Here is a 15,335-nt window from a genome sequence, read left to right as displayed (position 1 = left end):
GTTTTCGTTTTCCTGTTCTGGATTGGCACGCCGGCCGTCATGCGGGCCGGCCCAATGAGCGAGGCGTCAGTCTAGGGTCTGAGGGCGTCGGATCGCAAGCCGACGGCCATCAGGGCCGGGCAATACCGAGCTCCTCGGGAAGCCGCCCGGGCGCCTCGATCAGCACCCGCTTCTGCCGGCTCTGCTGACCGCTGAGCAGGCTGACCTGCCGCCGCCCCACATCGAACTCTTTGGCCAGGAAGGCCAGCAGCATCTCGTTGGCCTTGCCGTCCACCGGCGGCGCACTGATACGGATCTTCAGCCGCTCGCCGTGCTGACCGGCAAAGCCGATGCTCCTGGCGCCGGGCTGCAGGTGACAGTCCAGCAGCAGATCGGCACCGCGCCACTGGTAGAAGCCGGCCATCACAGCGCCAGGGTAAGGCCTTTGGGCATGCCGGTGGCCATCGCCAGGTTGGTGATCAGCAGCATGTCCAGCAGGTTGAGCGCGATGAAGGCAAAGATGGGCGACAGGTCCAGCCCACCCATCGCCGGCAGGAAGCGGCGGAAGGGCGCCAGCACCGGCTCGCAGATCTGGGTGACCAGCAGCGCCGCCGGGTTGTGACTGTGCGGCGCTACCCAGGACAGGATCACGCTGATGATCAGGGCGAAGAAGAAGATCTTCAGAAACAGTGCCGTGACGCCTACCAGAGACCAGACCAGCAGCTGCAGCACCGGTGGCAGGGCGTAACCCATCAGCTTGATGATGAGCGCCAGGATCACCAGCTGCACCAGCACCGCCAGGATCAGGGAGGCCACATCCACCCCGGCAAAGCCCGGAATCACCCGCCGCATCGGCTTGAGCAGCGGCTGGGTGGCACGCACTATGAATTGTGACAGGGGGTTGTAGAAGTCGGCGCGCACCAGCTGCAGGATGAAGCGCAGCAGCACTATCAGCAGGTACAGGCTGCCCAGGGTCTGCACCACGTATACGGCGGCCATGTTCAGTCCGTTCATCTTGTCTCCTCAGGCGAGTTCTCTGGACAGTTCGGCGGAGCGCTCGGCGGCGGCGCGCATGGCCCGGGCCACCATGCCCGGCAGGTCATCGGCGGCGAAGCTGTTGATGGCGCGTTCGGTGGTACCGTTGGGCGAGGTCACCCGGCGGCGCAGTTCGGCGGTGTCCACGTCGCTGTGCACGGCCATGTCGGCGGCGCCCAGGGCGGTGAACAGGGTCAGGCGTTCGGCCACCTCGCGGGGCAGGCCCAGCTGCTCGCCGGCGTCGGTCATGGCCTCCATCAGGTAGAAGAAGTAGGCCGGGCCACTGCCGGATACCGCGGTGACCGCATCGATCTGGCTCTCCTGCTCCAGCCACAGGCTGATGCCCACGGCATTGAGGATGCTCTCGGCCAGCTTTCTCTGTTCGGCGCTGACCCGGGGCACGGCGAACAGGCCGCTGACACCCTGACCCCGCAGCGCCGGGGTATTGGGCATGCAGCGGATCAGTGGCGTGTCGGCGCCCAGCCAGGCGGCCAGGCTGTCGCAGGTGATGCCGGCGGCAATGGAAATCACCAGCTGGCCGGAGCGGCGCGGAGCCGGCAGCGCTGCGCATACCGCCTGCATGACCTGCGGCTTGACCGACAGCACCAGCACATCGCAGTCCCGGGCCAGCTCGGCATTGTCGGTGGTGGTGTGGATGCCGAACTGGCGGTGCAGTCGCTCCAGCTGTTCGGCACTGGTATCGCTGGCCAGTATCTGGCCGGCCTTGAAGCTGTTCTGCAGCATGCCGCCGATGAGGCTGGTAGCCATGTTGCCGGCGCCGATGAATCCGATTCGCGGTGCTGTCATCTCATTGTTCCTCTGCTGCGGGAGTGGAGTAGTCGCGGGCGCCGAACAGCGCGGTGCCGATACGCACCAGGGTCGAGCCCTCGGCGATGGCCTCGTCCAGATCGTCGCTCATGCCCATGGACAGGGTGTCCAGCGGCAGCTCGAGAGCAGTCATGGCCTCGCGCAGGGCGCGCAGTGGTACCCGGCGGGCGGCGCTGTCGCTGGCCGGTGCGGGGATGGCCATCAGGCCACGCAGACGCAGGCCGGGCAGGGCGGCCACGGCGCTGGCCAGTTCCGGCAGCTCGGCCAGGGTTACCCCGGACTTGCTGGCCTCGCCGCTGATGTTCACCTGCAGGCAGATATTCAGCGGTGGCAGCTGGTCAGGCCGCTGTGCCGACAGTCGCTGGGCGATCTTCAGGCGATCGACGCTGTGCACCCAGTCGAAATGCTCGGCGATGGCCCGCGTCTTGTTCGACTGGATCGGCCCGATGAAGTGCCAGACCAGCGGCAGATCCTGCAATTCGGCCATCTTGGACAGGGCTTCCTGCAGGTAATTCTCCCCGATGTGCTCGATGCCGGCAGCGACCGCTTCGCGGATATCGGGTGCTGCCCGGGTCTTGCTGACCGCCATCAGGGTGACCTCCGCGGGATCACGACCGGCAGCGTGCGCAGCACGCAAAATGCGCATACGAACGTTTGCAATATTCTCTGCTATCGTGGACATTACGGACGTTGAACACCTTGCCAATGGAGCTGACCTGAACGGCATTCTACATGCTTGCAGGTTGCAATGGGGAACCCTATGGATATTACCGAGCTGTTAGCCTTCAGCGCCAAACAGGGCGCGTCGGACTTGCACCTGTCGGCCGGACTGCCGCCCATGATTCGTGTGGACGGCGATGTGCGCCGCATCAACGTACCTGCACTGGAACACAAGCAGGTGCACGCGCTGATCTACGACATCATGAACGACAAGCAGCGCAAGGATTACGAGGAATTTCTGGAAACGGACTTCTCCTTCGAAGTCCCGGGGGTAGCCCGTTTCCGGGTCAACGCCTTCAATCAGAACCGTGGTGCTGGCGCAGTGTTCCGTACCATTCCTTCCAAGGTGCTGACCATGGAAGAGCTGGGCATGGGCGATGTGTTCAAGCAGATTTCCGATGTTCCCCGCGGGCTGGTGCTGGTCACCGGACCGACAGGGTCGGGCAAGTCCACCACCCTGGCGGCCATGCTCGACTATCTGAACAACACCAAGTACCAGCACATCCTCACCATCGAGGACCCGATCGAGTTCGTCCACGAGTCGAAGAAGTGCCTGGTCAACCAGCGTGAAGTGCACCGTGACACCCATGGCTTTGCCGAAGCGCTGCGCTCGGCCCTGCGGGAAGACCCGGACATCATCCTGGTCGGTGAGATGCGTGACCTGGAAACCATCCGCCTGGCGCTGACCGCCGCGGAAACCGGTCACCTGGTATTCGGCACCCTGCACACCACCTCCGCCGCCAAGACCATCGACCGGGTAGTGGACGTGTTCCCCGGTGAAGAAAAGGCCATGGTCCGTTCCATGCTGTCCGAATCCCTGCAGGCGGTGATCTCCCAGACGCTGCTGAAGAAGATAGGTGGGGGACGGGTGGCTGCCCACGAGATCATGATCGGCACCCCGGCGATCCGTAACCTGATCCGCGAGGACAAGGTGGCGCAGATGTACTCGGCGATCCAGACCGGCGGCAACATCGGCATGCAGACCCTGGACATGTGCCTGAAGAACCTGGTGGCCCGTGGTCTGGTTACCCGGGAAGCGGCGCGGGAAAAGGCCAAGGCGTCGGACGCCATCTGACAGACATGTAGAGGGCGCAGGAAGGCGTCCCGGATGAGGAAATTATGGAGTTCGAAAAGCTGCTGCGCCTGATGGTCGAAAAGGGCGCGTCCGACCTGTTCATCACCGCTGGTGTGGCACCGAGCATGAAGGTGCACGGCCGCATCCTGCCGGTGACCAAGACCCCGCTGTCACCCGAGCAGACCCGGGAAACCGTGCTCGGGGTGATGTCCGAGGCGCAGCGCCGGGAGTTCGCCGAGAAGAAGGAGTGCAACTTCGCCATCAGTGCCCGCGGTATCGGTCGCTTCCGGGTAAGCGCCTTCTACCAGCGCAACCTGGTCGGCATGGTGGCGCGGCGCATCGAGACCCAGATTCCCACCATCGAGGAGCTGCGCCTGCCGGAGATCCTCAAGAACCTGGCCATGACCAAGCGTGGCCTGGTGATCTTCGTGGGTGCCACGGGTACCGGTAAGTCGACCTCGCTGGCGTCCATGATCGGCTATCGCAACAAGAACTCGACGGGTCACATCATCACCATCGAGGACCCGATCGAATTCATTCACCAGCACCAGAACTGCATCGTCACCCAGCGTGAGGTCGGCATCGACACCGATACCTTCGAGGTGGCGCTGAAGAACACCCTGCGCCAGGCGCCGGACGTGATCCTGATCGGTGAGGTGCGTAGCCGTGAGACCATGGAGCACGCGCTGACCTTCGCCGAGACCGGGCACCTGTGTCTGTGCACCCTGCACGCCAACAACGCCAACCAGGCGCTGGACCGTATCATTCACTTCTTCCCCGCCGACATGCACCAGCAGGTGTGGATGGACCTGTCGCTGAACCTCAAGGGCATCGTCGCCCAGCAGCTGATCCCCACACCGGATGGCAAGGGTCGCCGGGCGGCCATCGAGGTCATGCTCAACACCCCGCTGGCATCGGACATGATCCGCAAGGGCGAGGTGCACGAACTCAAGCCGCTGATGGCCCGTTCCAACGAGCTGGGCATGCAGACCTTCGACCAGGCGCTGTACAAGCTCTACAGTCAGGGCGAGATCACGTATGAAGATGCGCTGGCCCATGCCGATTCGGCCAACGACCTGCGCCTGCTGATCAAGCTGGGCTCGGAGACCGATGGCAAGTTCCTGATGCGCGAGGACCAGACCCTGAGCATCCAGGATGACGAGGAAAACTTCCTGCGCCGCTAGGCGCCTCCCTCCCCGGATGGCGGACCCTCGGGTCCGCCGCCGCTTCCCTCTCCGGCGCTTGCGCCGCGACGATCAGGCCTGGTAGACCAGGCGACCCTGACACAGGGTGTGACTGACCTTCCCCGGGGCGCTCTGGCCCATGAAGGGGCAGTTGCTGCCGCGGGACAGCCAGTGGTGGCCGATCTCGGTGGTACCGGCGGGATCGAACAGCACCAGATCCGCACTGTCACCCACCGCCAGCCGGCCGGCGGGCAGACCCAGCGCGGCAGCCGGGCCGCTGGTCAGACGCGCCAGCAGTGCTGGCAGCTCCAGCAGGCCATCGGCAACCAGGGTCAGTGACAGCGGCAGCAGTACTTCCACACTGCTGATACCGGCCTCGGCGGCGGCAAAGGGCACCCGCTTGGCTTCGGATTCGTGCGGGCGGTGGTGCGAGGAGATGGCCTGGATGACGCCGCTCTGCACTGCCTGGCGCAGGGCGCGGCGGTCGCTGGCGCTGCGCAGGGGCGGCATCACATGCAGCAGGCTGGAGTAGCCGTCCAGGTCCTCGTCACACAGCAGCAGCTGATACATGGCGACGTCGGCGGTGACCGGCAGACCGCGGCTCTGGGCGTCCGCCAGCATGTCGATGGCCCGGGCGCTGCTCAGGCCGCTGAAATGGGCGCGCACCCCGGTCTGCTCGATCAGCAGCAGGTCCCGGGCCAGGGCCACGGTCTCGGCGGTTTCCGGGATGCCGCGCAGGCCGAGCCGGGCAGCGGTAGGACCCTCGTGGGCCACCCCGCCCTCGGCCAGAGCGGCATCCTGGGGCATGAAGATGACCGACAGATCGAATCCGGCGGCGTATTCCAGGGCCCGGCGCAGGATGCGGTTGCTGGCCACCGGCGCCAGGCCCTGGGTGAAGGCCACGCAGCCGGCGTCACGCAGGGACACCAGCTCGCTCAGCTGCTCCCCCTCCAGGCCACGGGTCAGTGCGCCAATGGGAAATACGCGGGCCTGGCCGGCGCGCTCGCTGCGGTCGAGAATCAGCTCGGCCACGGCCGGGGTATCCAGCACCGGACGGCTGTCCGGCGGGCAGCACAGGCTGGTGACGCCGCCGGCGGCGGCGGCGCGGGTCTCGCTGGCAATATTGCCCTTGCGACCGAAACCCGGCTCGCGCAGGCTCACATCCAGATCGACCAGGCCGGGACAGGCAATCAGGCCGCGGGCGTCTATGGTCATGGAGGGCTGGAAGCCCTGCGGGGCGTCGCCGAGGGCGTGGATCAGACCGTGGTCGATATGCACGTCGGTGATCTGATCGAGCTGGCTGGCAGGGTCGATCACCCGGGCGCCGCTGATGGTAATACGCATGCTCATTCTGCTCCCTGTCTGGACTGGCGCTGGGTGGTCTGTCCGGCCATGGCCATGGACATCACGGCCATGCGCACGGCGATGCCGTAGGTGACCTGTTTGAGAATCACCGACTGGGCGCCGTCGGCCACGGCGGACTCGATTTCCACGCCGCGGTTGATCGGGCCGGGGTGCATCACCAGGGCGTCGGGTCTGGCCAGGGCCAGGCTGTCGCTGGTCAGGCCGTACTGACGGTAGAACTCGCCTTCACTGGGCAGCAGGCCCCTCTGCATGCGCTCCTTCTGCAGGCGCAGCATGATCACCACGTCCACGTCCCGCAGGCCGGTGCGCAGATCGTTGAACACCCGGACCCCGTACTGCTCGATGCCCTCGGGCAGCAGGGTGCGCGGGGCTATGACGCGGATGTCGGGGCAGCCGAGGATGCGCAGGGCTTCCATGTTGGAGCGGGCCACCCGGGAGTGCAGGATGTCACCGACGATCGCCACCGACAGCTGCTCGAAGGGCTTCTGGTGACGGCGGATGGTCAGCATGTCCAGCATCGCCTGGGTCGGGTGGGCGTGGTTGCCGTCGCCTGCATTGATGATGGCCACGTCCGGACAGACGTTGCCGGCGATGAAGTGTGCGGCGCCGGAGTCGCCGTGACGGACCACGAACATGTCCGCAGCCATGGCTTCCAGGTTGCGCAGGGTGTCATACAGGGTCTCGCCCTTGCTGGTCGAGGAGGTCTGCACGTCGAGGTTGAGAACGTCCGCCGACAGGCGCTTGGCCGCCAGTTCGAAGGTGCTGCGGGTACGCGTGGAGTTCTCGAAGAAGACGTTGCATACCGTCTTGCCGCGCAGCAGCGGTACCTTCTTGATGGACCGCTCGCCCACCTCGAGGAAGGAGTCGGCGGTGTCCAGGATCTCGGTCAGCAGCTCGCGGGACAGGCCATCGATGCCGAGGAAGTGGCGCAGCTGGCCCTGTTCGTTCAGTTGCAGTTTGCTGGATTTGAGGCTCATGGCGATCAGGACTCGGCGATGGGGTTCAGGGTCAGCCGCAACGGCTCGGGGCCGGTCAATTTTATCCGCTGGCCCCGGGGCAGTGCCAGACTGACGCCGAGGATATCGGCACGGATCGGCAGTTCGCGGGATTCGAGGTCCACCAGGGTGACCAGGGTTACCGAGGCCGGACGGCCATAGTCGAACAGCTCGTTGAGCGCGGCGCGTATGGTGCGACCGGTCATCAGCACATCATCAACCAGCACCAGATGCCGACCTTCCACGCTGAAGGGCAGCTCGGATGGCCGCACCCCCGGCTGCAGGCCGATCTGCGAGAAATCGTCACGGTAGAAGGCGATATCCAGACTGCCCAGCGGGGAATCCGGGAGGAAGCGGTCACGCAGCTGCTCGGCGATCCAGGCACCGCCGGTGTGGATGCCCACTACCGCCGGATCGGTGCGCTGCTCACGGTCCAGCAGGGCGATCAGGTCCTCCCCCATGCGTTGCAGCAGGGTCCCGACGTCGGGTAATTCAGTCATCACGTCTCCTTGGTTTGGCTGGCCAGCCAGGTTTCCAGCAGCAGCGCCGCGGCCAGGCTGTCCACCGGGTTGTCTCGGTAACTGGCCGGCGTACGACGGCCGCTTTCACGCAGCGTCTGTTTGGCTTCGAAGGTGGAAAGGCGTTCATCAATGCAGTGCACCGGCAGCTGGAAGCGCCCGTGCAGGCGGCGGGCGAACTTCTGCGCCCGAGCGCTCATCTCGCTCGGGGTGCCGTCCATGTTCAGCGGCAGGCCGACGACCAGCGCATCCGGCTCCCATTCACGCAGCAGGGCGGCGATCTGCTCCCAGTCGGGCACGCCGTCCCGGGCGCGCAGCTCCCTGAGCGGGCGTGCGTTGCCGGTGAGCGTCTGACCCACGGCGACGCCGATCTGGCGGGTGCCGTAGTCGAATCCGAGGACCCGCTGGGGGATCGCCGTCATCAGGCGTGGCCCGCCTGGCTGGTAAGCAGGCTGAGATCGATGCCCAGGCTGCGTGCGGCGGCGTTCAGGCGCTGCTCGGGCTCCAGCTCGAAGAGAATCTGGTAATCGGCGGGGCAGCTGAGCCAGGCGTTGTCCATCAGCTCGCGCTCCAGCTGCCCGGCGTCCCAGCCGGCGTAGCCGAGGGCAACGAAGGATTCCCTGGGCCCGCGGCCGCGGGTCATGTCCACCAGGATGTCGCGGGAGGTGGTCAGCTGCAGCGGTCCGAGGTCCAGGCTGCCTTCCCAGTGACCGGGCCCGCGATGCAGGACGAACCCTCGTTCGCTCTGGACCGGGCCGCCATTGAATACCACGCGGGCGCCTATGCCCGCGGGAATATCCAGGCCAGGGGAGGTCTGTTCCAGCACGTCACCCAGATTCAGACCGCTGGGGCGATTGATGATCAGCCCCATGGCGCCATCGGCGTTGTGCTCGCACAGATAGATCAGGGTCTGCGCGAAACGCGGATCCTCCATGTGCGGCATGGCGATCAGGAAGTGGTGCTTGAGGTAGCTCGGAAGTGTCTGGGTCATGCCGCATAGTATTGGGTGCGGGCGCGCGGAGGGCAAGAGCAGGCCGGCTCAGAAACTGGAAACGCGATCTCCGGGTTCGAAGCGCCAGGTGCGGGTGATCTCGAGCAGGCCGAATTCGGCCAGATCCCCGGTAAAGGGCGCGAAGGGTGCGGCCAGACGTACGATGCGCAGGGCGGCGTTATCCAGTACCTGATGACCCGAGGACTCGATCAGCTCGACGCTGTCGAGGCTGCCGTCACGGCGAATGGCCACGCGCAGCACCAGGCTGCCGTAGATGCCCTGACTGCGCGCCTCGGCCGGGTAGTTCTGGTTGCCGATGCGCTCGATCTTGCGACGCCAGGAGTCCATGTAGAAGGCCCCCGGATCCCGGCGGGTCGAGGCGGAATTGAGCCGGTGCACCCGGGGCCGCTCGGCATACTGCTGGCGCTCCTCGGCCAGCTGTGCCTCGAGGCTGGCAATTTCCTGGGACAGCTGGCTCAGATCGAAACGGATGCCGGCCTGGGGTGCATCCCGGGGCTCGGGTTGCACAGGGGCGCTGGTCACGCGCTCGGGCGCCGGTGCCTTGGTGGTCACCACCTGCTGCTGGGTCGGTTCCGGCGGCGGGGCGGCCTCCTCGACCGGGATCACCGGCTGGATCTCGCTGTCCTGAAACACCGTCTCTTCGGGGGTGCTGGGGGTGGCCTTCTCGTCCAGGGTGCCGCTGCCGAGCTGATCGAACTGCGCCAGGTAGTCCGCCTCGTCCGGCGCCTCGGTGCTGGGCTGGGTGGCCAGGGTGATTTCCAGGCTGCGCGCCAGCTCCCGGGGATCGGGCACATCGAAGGTGATGCCGAGGATGACCAGAGCATGCAGCACCGCCGCCAGGAACAGGGTGAACCCCAGGCGGTCCCTGGGTTCGATACCGGGTCTGGGCGGCCCGGCAAGGGCTGGCTGCGTCGCTGCTGTGTTCATGCTGTCCATAGGCGTGGGGGGCGTACTGCAGCGCAGTCTGCCCCTGTCACGGAAAAAAATCTACGCACTGTGTCGCGCTTTGAGCTGCTGTTCGATGCAATCCATCAGTTTTCCGCCGATATCCGTATCGAAGGCTGCATCGATCTCGCGGATGCAGGTTGGGCTGGTCACGTTGATCTCGGTGAGGTAGTCGCCGATCACGTCCAGGCCGACGAACAGCAGGCCGCGCCGGCGCAGCTCGGGCCCTACCTCGGCGGCGATCCAGCGGTCGCGCTCGCTCAGCGCCCGCGCCTCGCCGCGCCCACCGGCCGCCAGGTTGCCCCGGGTCTCGCCAGCCTGGGGAATACGCGCCAGGCAGTAGGGCACCGGCTCGCCGTTGATCATCAGGATGCGCTTGTCGCCATCGATGATCTCGGGCAGGTAGCGCTGGGCCATGATCTGCTGGTGGCCATGCTGGGTCAGTGTCTCGATGATGACACTGATATTCGGATCGTTCTGATTCACACGGAAGATCTGCGACCCGCCCATACCGTCCAGCGGCTTGAGGATGACATCCCCATGCTCGGCGATGAAGGCGCGCAACAGGTCTGCCCGGCGGGTTACCGTATTCGGCGGGCAGCACTGGGGGAAGCGGGTGGCGAAGAGTTTCTCGTTGCAATCACGCAGACTGGCCGGGCGATTGACTACCAGCACACCGTCGCGCTCGGCTGCCTCGAGGATATGAGTGGCATAGAGGAATTCGTTATCGAAGGGCGGATCCTTGCGCATCAGGATCACGTCCAGCTGGCTCAGCGGCAGCAGTTGCGCCTCGCCCAGCTCATACCAGCGCTGGGGGTCGGCGAAGACCTGCAGCGGGCGCATGCTGCCCATCGCCTGGCCGTTCTGCAGGTAGATGTCCTGCGGCTCCATGTAGCTCAGTTCCCAGCCCCGCTGCCGGGCGGCCAGCAGCATGGCCAGGGAGCTGTCCTTCTTGTAGTGGATCGCGCTGATCGGATCCATGACGATGCCAATACGAATACTCATGGGGTTTTCACTGTGTCGAGCGGATATTGACCGCAGTGTACCCCCTGGGCCGGATACGAAGAAAGGATGACCGAAGTCGCAAGCTGTCTCACCGGCAGGAAGCCTTTATGGATTGCCCGGGAAATCTATGCTAAAAGTACGGCGAAATGGAATTGGTCGGTCTGGTGAGCCTGGCCGCCCGGTAACTGACCGCCGCATATAACAAGGGCTGATGTTTATGGACGAAAATTTCGAGAGCCTGAAAGTCATGGTTATTGATGACAGCAAGACCATCCGGCGTACCGCGGAAACGCTGCTGAAGAAGGTCGGTTGTAATGTCATCACCGCTGTAGACGGCTTTGATGCCCTGGCCAAGATCGCTGATAATCACCCCGACATCATCTTTGTCGACATCATGATGCCGCGTCTGGATGGTTATCAGACCTGCGCACTGATCAAGAACAACGCTGCCTTCCGTTCCACCCCGGTCATCATGCTGTCAAGCAAGGACGGTCTGTTCGACAAGGCCAAGGGTCGGATCGTGGGGTCGGATCAGTATCTGACCAAGCCATTCAGCAAGGAAGAATTGCTGGGCGCCATCCGCGCTCATGTTCCGCAGTCGGACAGGAAGGTGGTCGGCGCCGGTAACTGAGGCCGCCGGTAATTTTGATCCAGGGGGGTAAATGGCTCGCATACTTGTAGTGGATGATTCGCCGACCGAGCTGTACAAGCTCAGCGGCATGCTGGAAAAGAACGGATTCGAGGTGCTCAAGGCAGAGAACGGCGCCGATGGCGTGGCACTGGCCCGACAGGAAAAGCCCGACGCCGTACTGATGGACATCGTGATGCCCGGACTCAACGGCTTCCAGGCTACCCGGCAACTCACCAAGGACCCGGAAACCGCACATATCCCGGTGATCATCGTGACCACCAAGGATCAGGAAACCGACCGGGTCTGGGGCAAGCGTCAGGGGGCCAAGGATTATCTGACCAAGCCCGTTGAGGAAACCACGCTGATCAAGACACTGAAGACGGTGCTGGGTAACTGACCGGCACCGACATCTCGGTGCATATGACAACAGGGACGGTATGTCAGAGACATTGCATCCTTTCGATCTTCTCCAGCAGCTGGCGGAGCGTTGTGTACGGATGGCCGCCGGCCTGCCGTCACAGGAAGTGGTGGCCGAAACCTGGAGTGGCATCGGTTTCCGCCTCGCCGGCCAGCCCATGATCGCCAGTCTCGGCGAGATCAGTGAAATTCTCCATGAGCCGCGCTACACCGCACTGCCCAGGGTCAAGCCCTGGGTCAGGGGTGTGGCCAATGTGCGTGGCAGGCTCCTGCCGATCATCGACCTCAGCCAGTTCTTCGGGGCCACCAGCAGTGCTCCGCGCAAGCAGCGGCGGGTGCTGGTGCTGGACCGGGACGAGATCTTCGTCGGTCTGCTGGTCGATGAGCTGTTCGGCATGCAGCATTTTCCAGTAAGCAGTTTTACCACCTCGGTGCCTGATCTGCCGCAGCAGTTCAGGCCCTTCGTGGTGGGCGCCTATACCGGAGAGCAGGTATCGATGATATTCAACTTCCGGGCATTGGCACGCGACCAGGCGTTCCTTGACGTGGCGGTCTGATCGGAGGGGGGCGGGCCGGCGGTTGCCGGTGCGCAACATTTCAGGACTTCAAGAAGCATGCGGTAGGCCAGGTAGGGGCCCAGAAAATGAAAAATTTTGACACCACCAGCATCCTCTCGACTCTGCGCAGCAACCGGACCATCAGTGGCCTGTTCGTCGCGCTGGTTGTCTCGTTGATCCTGCTGTTCATCAACTTCCTGTACGTGAACGTGCAGAGCTCATACGACACCGAGTACATCGGTCACTCGGGTGAGCTGCGGGTACTGTCCCAGCAGATCTCCAAATCGGCGACCGAAGCGGCAACCGGTACCCGTGAGGCATTCCCGCTGCTGCTGCAGGCGCGCAACGATTACGAGCAGCGCTGGGGCTATCTGACCAACGGTCGGGACGAAACCGGCCTGCCGCCGACGCCCGGCGCCCTGTCCGAGGAGCTGGCTGCGGCCGGTGCGGACTGGGAGAAGCTGCGTAACAACGCCGACGCCATTCTGAACAGTGAAGAGACGGTACTGGCGCTGCACGAGGTGGCCGCCCAGCTGTCCGATACCGTGCCGCAGCTGCAGGTCGAGTACGAGGATGTGGTGGACGTGCTGATCGAAAGCGGTGCCTCCGCCCATCAGGTTTCCATGGCCCAGCGTCAATCCCTGCTGGCCGAGCGGATTCTCGGCTCGGTGAACCGGGTACTGGCGGGTGACGAGGACGCGGTCATGGCGGCCGACAGCTTCGGTCGCGACGCTACCCTGTTCGGTCGGGTGCTCGATGGCATGCTGCACGGCAACGAGGTACTGGGCGTGACCCGGGTAACCGACCCTGATGCGGTGAGCCGTCTGGAGGAGATCGCCGACCTGTTCAGCTATGTATCCGAATCGGTTGAGCAGATCCTGCTCACCTCGCCCGAGCTGTATCAGGTACGAAGCGCGGCCAACAACATCTTCAGCGATTCCCAGCAGCTGCTGGACAACGTGTCCACCCTATCCCAGGCCTTCGAGAAACGTGCCGACGGCCGCTGGTTCAACACCCTGCTGGGCTATCTGCTGGGCCTGATCGCCCTGGGCAGCATTCTGCTCATCGGCCTGCAGCTGACCCGCGATACCCGCCAGCGTCTGGCGGAAACCGCTGCCACCAACGAGCGTAACCAGGCGGCGATTCTGCGACTGCTGGACGAGATCGCCGACCTCGCGGACGGTGACCTGACAGCCGAAGCGACGGTGACCGAGGACTTCACCGGTGCCATCGCGGACTCCATCAACTACTCCATCGACCAGCTGCGTGCCCTGGTAGAGACCATCAACCACACCGCACTGCAGGTGGCCAAGGCGGCGCAGGAAACCCAGAGCACGGCCATGCACCTGGCCGAGGCGTCCGAGCACCAGGCCCAGGAAATCGCCGGTGCCTCCGCCGCGGTGAACGAGATGGCCGTGTCCATTGACCAGGTATCGGCCAACGCCGCCGAGTCCGCCGCGGTAGCGGAACGTTCGGTAGCCATCGCCAACAAGGGCAACGAGGTGGTACAGAGCACCATCGCCGGCATGGACGTGATCCGTGAGCAGATCCAGGACACCTCCAAGCGGATCAAGCGTCTGGGTGAATCCTCCCAGGAGATCGGTGACATCGTCAGCCTGATCAACGACATTGCCGACCAGACCAACATTCTGGCGCTGAACGCCGCCATCCAGGCGGCGATGGCCGGTGATGCCGGTCGTGGCTTCGCGGTGGTAGCGGACGAGGTACAGCGTCTGGCGGAACGTTCCTCGGCGGCCACCAAGCAGATCGAGGCGCTGGTGAAGACCATTCAGACCGATACCAACGAAGCGGTCATCTCGATGGAGCAGACCACCGCCGAGGTGGTCAGCGGTGCCCGCCTGACCCAGGATGCGGGTGTGGCCCTGGAGGAGATCGAAAAGGTATCCACCAGCCTGGCGGCGCTGATCCAGAACATCTCCAACGCGGCGCGCCAGCAGGCGTCCTCCGCCGGCCACATTTCCAACACGATGAACGTGATCCGCGAGATCACCTCGCAGACCTCTGCCGGTACGACCGCCACCGCGCGCAGCATCGGCGAGCTGGCCAAGCTGGCCGAGAGCATGCGTCAGTCGGTGGACGGTTTCACGCTGCCCGAGCGTAACTGAGGGGCAGCGCCGGGGTGGCCGCAAGGCCACCCCCATTGAGGGCACCGCGAGGGTCGCACAGTGCATACAACGCCACACTGGTCATTGGAGAAGTTGCCAGACATGGACGGACATCAGTTCCGTCAGTGGCAGGCCCTATTGGAAATGCGTACCGGTGTCTGCGTGAATGCCGAACGCCAGATCTATCTGCAGACCAGTCTGCGGGCGCGGATGCGGGATCTGGGGATCAGCGATTATCAGACCTACTACGAACATGTGACCGAGGGCGTCAGCGGCGCGGTGGAATGGTCGGCGCTGGTGGAATGCCTGACCGTGCGCGAAACCAGCTTCATGCGCCACCGTCCCTCCTTCGAATGTGTCGCGCGGTTGCTTCGGGAACGCCTGCAGCAGCCGCAACAGCGACCGCTGCACCTGTGGAGCCTGGGCTGCGCCAGCGGTGAGGAAGCCTATTCCCTGGCCATGGTGGTGGAACAGGTGCTCAGCGAGACCGGGCAACCGCGCCGGGATTTCGGCATCTGGGCAACCGATATCAGCCAGCAGGCGCTGGATCAGGCGCGCCGGGGGGTCTATCCGGCCCGGCGCCTGGGTGGGATGACCGCCGCCGAGACACATCAATGGCTGGAACAACTGCCGGATGGACAGTATCAGGTAGCCAGTGTGCTGCGTGACCGGGTGTGTTTCACCCGGCTGAACATCCTGGAACTGGCCCAGGCCCCGATCCGGGACCTGGATATCATCTTCTGCCAGAACCTGCTCATCTACTTCCGGCGCTGGCGCCGTCGCGAGCTGCTCAACCAACTGGCAAGACGGTTGACGCCCGGCGGCATGCTGGTGATCGGGCCAGGTGAAATCATGGACTGGGATAATCCCTTGCTCGAGCCCGTAGCGGATGATGGCGTACAGGCTTACAGGCGCAGGGACTGCATGGAATGTCTGGAGTGAC

At 64.5% G+C, this 15,335-nt stretch carries 18 protein-coding genes; 7 read left to right on the top strand and 11 right to left on the bottom strand.

The window, feature by feature from the left end:
• Positions 1-109: 109 nt before the first annotated feature.
• From BM046_RS13165 to BM046_RS13150, 4 genes are read right to left on the bottom strand one after another with little or no spacing between them, the layout of a single operon-like run.
• Positions 110-403 carry a DUF167 family protein gene (locus BM046_RS13165; protein WP_090540232.1) on the bottom strand — a complete coding sequence of 98 codons (294 nt, stop codon included), beginning with the start codon at positions 401-403 and terminating at the stop codon, positions 110-112.
• On the bottom strand, positions 403-993 hold the full coding sequence (locus tag BM046_RS13160; protein WP_090540230.1) for a YggT family protein: 591 nt from the start codon (positions 991-993) through the stop codon (positions 403-405). Before BM046_RS13160 ends, BM046_RS13165 begins: the two co-directional genes overlap by 1 nt.
• Before the next feature lie 9 nt (positions 994-1,002).
• Positions 1,003-1,821 (bottom strand): pyrroline-5-carboxylate reductase, encoded by an 819-nt coding sequence (gene proC / locus BM046_RS13155; RefSeq protein ID WP_090540228.1) that lies wholly within the window; start codon positions 1,819-1,821, stop codon positions 1,003-1,005.
• Position 1,822: 1 nt separating this feature from the next.
• Entirely contained in the window at positions 1,823-2,524 is a 702-nt protein-coding gene (locus BM046_RS13150; protein WP_090540226.1) for a YggS family pyridoxal phosphate-dependent enzyme, read from the bottom strand.
• Positions 2,525-2,602: 78 nt separating this feature from the next.
• Here BM046_RS13150 and pilT point away from each other — a divergent pair, with 78 nt between their 5' ends.
• Complete coding sequence (pilT, locus tag BM046_RS13145) at positions 2,603-3,637, top strand: type IV pilus twitching motility protein PilT (protein ID WP_090540224.1); 1,035 nt, start codon at positions 2,603-2,605, stop codon at positions 3,635-3,637.
• A 44-nt stretch (positions 3,638-3,681) separates the two neighbouring features.
• Positions 3,682-4,821 carry a PilT/PilU family type 4a pilus ATPase gene (locus tag BM046_RS13140; protein ID WP_090540222.1) on the top strand — a complete coding sequence of 380 codons (1,140 nt, stop codon included), beginning with the start codon at positions 3,682-3,684 and terminating at the stop codon, positions 4,819-4,821.
• Between the two features lie 72 nt (positions 4,822-4,893).
• On the opposite strand, the gene BM046_RS13135 is transcribed toward BM046_RS13140, so the two are convergent.
• From BM046_RS13135 to gshB, 7 genes are read right to left on the bottom strand one after another with little or no spacing between them, the layout of a single operon-like run.
• Entirely contained in the window at positions 4,894-6,165 is a 1,272-nt protein-coding gene (locus tag BM046_RS13135; RefSeq protein ID WP_090540278.1) for a dihydroorotase, read from the bottom strand.
• Positions 6,166-6,167: 2 nt separating this feature from the next.
• On the bottom strand, positions 6,168-7,163 hold the full coding sequence (locus BM046_RS13130) for an aspartate carbamoyltransferase catalytic subunit (RefSeq protein ID WP_090540220.1): 996 nt from the start codon (positions 7,161-7,163) through the stop codon (positions 6,168-6,170).
• Positions 7,164-7,168: 5 nt separating this feature from the next.
• On the bottom strand, positions 7,169-7,681 hold the full coding sequence (gene pyrR, locus BM046_RS13125) for a bifunctional pyr operon transcriptional regulator/uracil phosphoribosyltransferase PyrR (RefSeq protein WP_090540218.1): 513 nt from the start codon (positions 7,679-7,681) through the stop codon (positions 7,169-7,171).
• Complete coding sequence (gene ruvX / locus BM046_RS13120; RefSeq protein WP_090540216.1) at positions 7,681-8,121, bottom strand: Holliday junction resolvase RuvX; 441 nt, start codon at positions 8,119-8,121, stop codon at positions 7,681-7,683. Before ruvX ends, pyrR begins: the two co-directional genes overlap by 1 nt.
• Positions 8,121-8,690 carry a YqgE/AlgH family protein gene (locus BM046_RS13115; RefSeq protein ID WP_090540214.1) on the bottom strand — a complete coding sequence of 190 codons (570 nt, stop codon included), beginning with the start codon at positions 8,688-8,690 and terminating at the stop codon, positions 8,121-8,123. The genes ruvX and BM046_RS13115 overlap by 1 nt, the downstream gene beginning before the upstream one ends.
• A 48-nt stretch (positions 8,691-8,738) precedes the next feature.
• Positions 8,739-9,638, bottom strand: coding sequence for an energy transducer TonB (locus tag BM046_RS13110; RefSeq protein WP_090540276.1), 900 nt, complete (start codon positions 9,636-9,638; stop codon positions 8,739-8,741).
• A gap of 60 nt (positions 9,639-9,698) precedes the next feature.
• Positions 9,699-10,661, bottom strand: a complete 963-nt coding sequence (gshB, locus tag BM046_RS13105; protein ID WP_090540212.1) for a glutathione synthase — start codon at positions 10,659-10,661, stop codon at positions 9,699-9,701.
• A gap of 217 nt (positions 10,662-10,878) precedes the next feature.
• Between gshB and pilG the strand changes: the two genes are divergently transcribed.
• The 5 genes from pilG to BM046_RS13080 all read left to right on the top strand — a co-directional run bounded on the left by pilG (position 10,879) and on the right by BM046_RS13080 (position 15,334).
• Positions 10,879-11,292 carry a twitching motility response regulator PilG gene (pilG, locus tag BM046_RS13100; protein WP_090540210.1) on the top strand — a complete coding sequence of 138 codons (414 nt, stop codon included), beginning with the start codon at positions 10,879-10,881 and terminating at the stop codon, positions 11,290-11,292.
• 31 nt (positions 11,293-11,323) lie between these two features.
• Complete coding sequence (pilH, locus tag BM046_RS13095; protein ID WP_090540208.1) at positions 11,324-11,689, top strand: twitching motility response regulator PilH; 366 nt, start codon at positions 11,324-11,326, stop codon at positions 11,687-11,689.
• 40 nt (positions 11,690-11,729) lie between these two features.
• Positions 11,730-12,266 carry a chemotaxis protein CheW gene (locus BM046_RS13090; RefSeq protein WP_090540206.1) on the top strand — a complete coding sequence of 179 codons (537 nt, stop codon included), beginning with the start codon at positions 11,730-11,732 and terminating at the stop codon, positions 12,264-12,266.
• An 86-nt stretch (positions 12,267-12,352) separates the two neighbouring features.
• Positions 12,353-14,392, top strand: coding sequence for a methyl-accepting chemotaxis protein (locus tag BM046_RS13085; protein WP_090540204.1), 2,040 nt, complete (start codon positions 12,353-12,355; stop codon positions 14,390-14,392).
• A 102-nt stretch (positions 14,393-14,494) separates the two neighbouring features.
• Entirely contained in the window at positions 14,495-15,334 is an 840-nt protein-coding gene (locus tag BM046_RS13080) for a CheR family methyltransferase (protein ID WP_090540202.1), read from the top strand.
• Position 15,335 lies beyond the last annotated feature (1 nt).

Origin of the sequence: Halopseudomonas formosensis, assembly GCF_900115905.1 — a bacterium.
GTDB lineage: Bacteria > Pseudomonadota > Gammaproteobacteria > Pseudomonadales > Pseudomonadaceae > Halopseudomonas > Halopseudomonas formosensis.
Note: the sequence above shows the minus strand (reverse complement) of the source record. Positions and strands in the feature narration are given on the sequence as shown.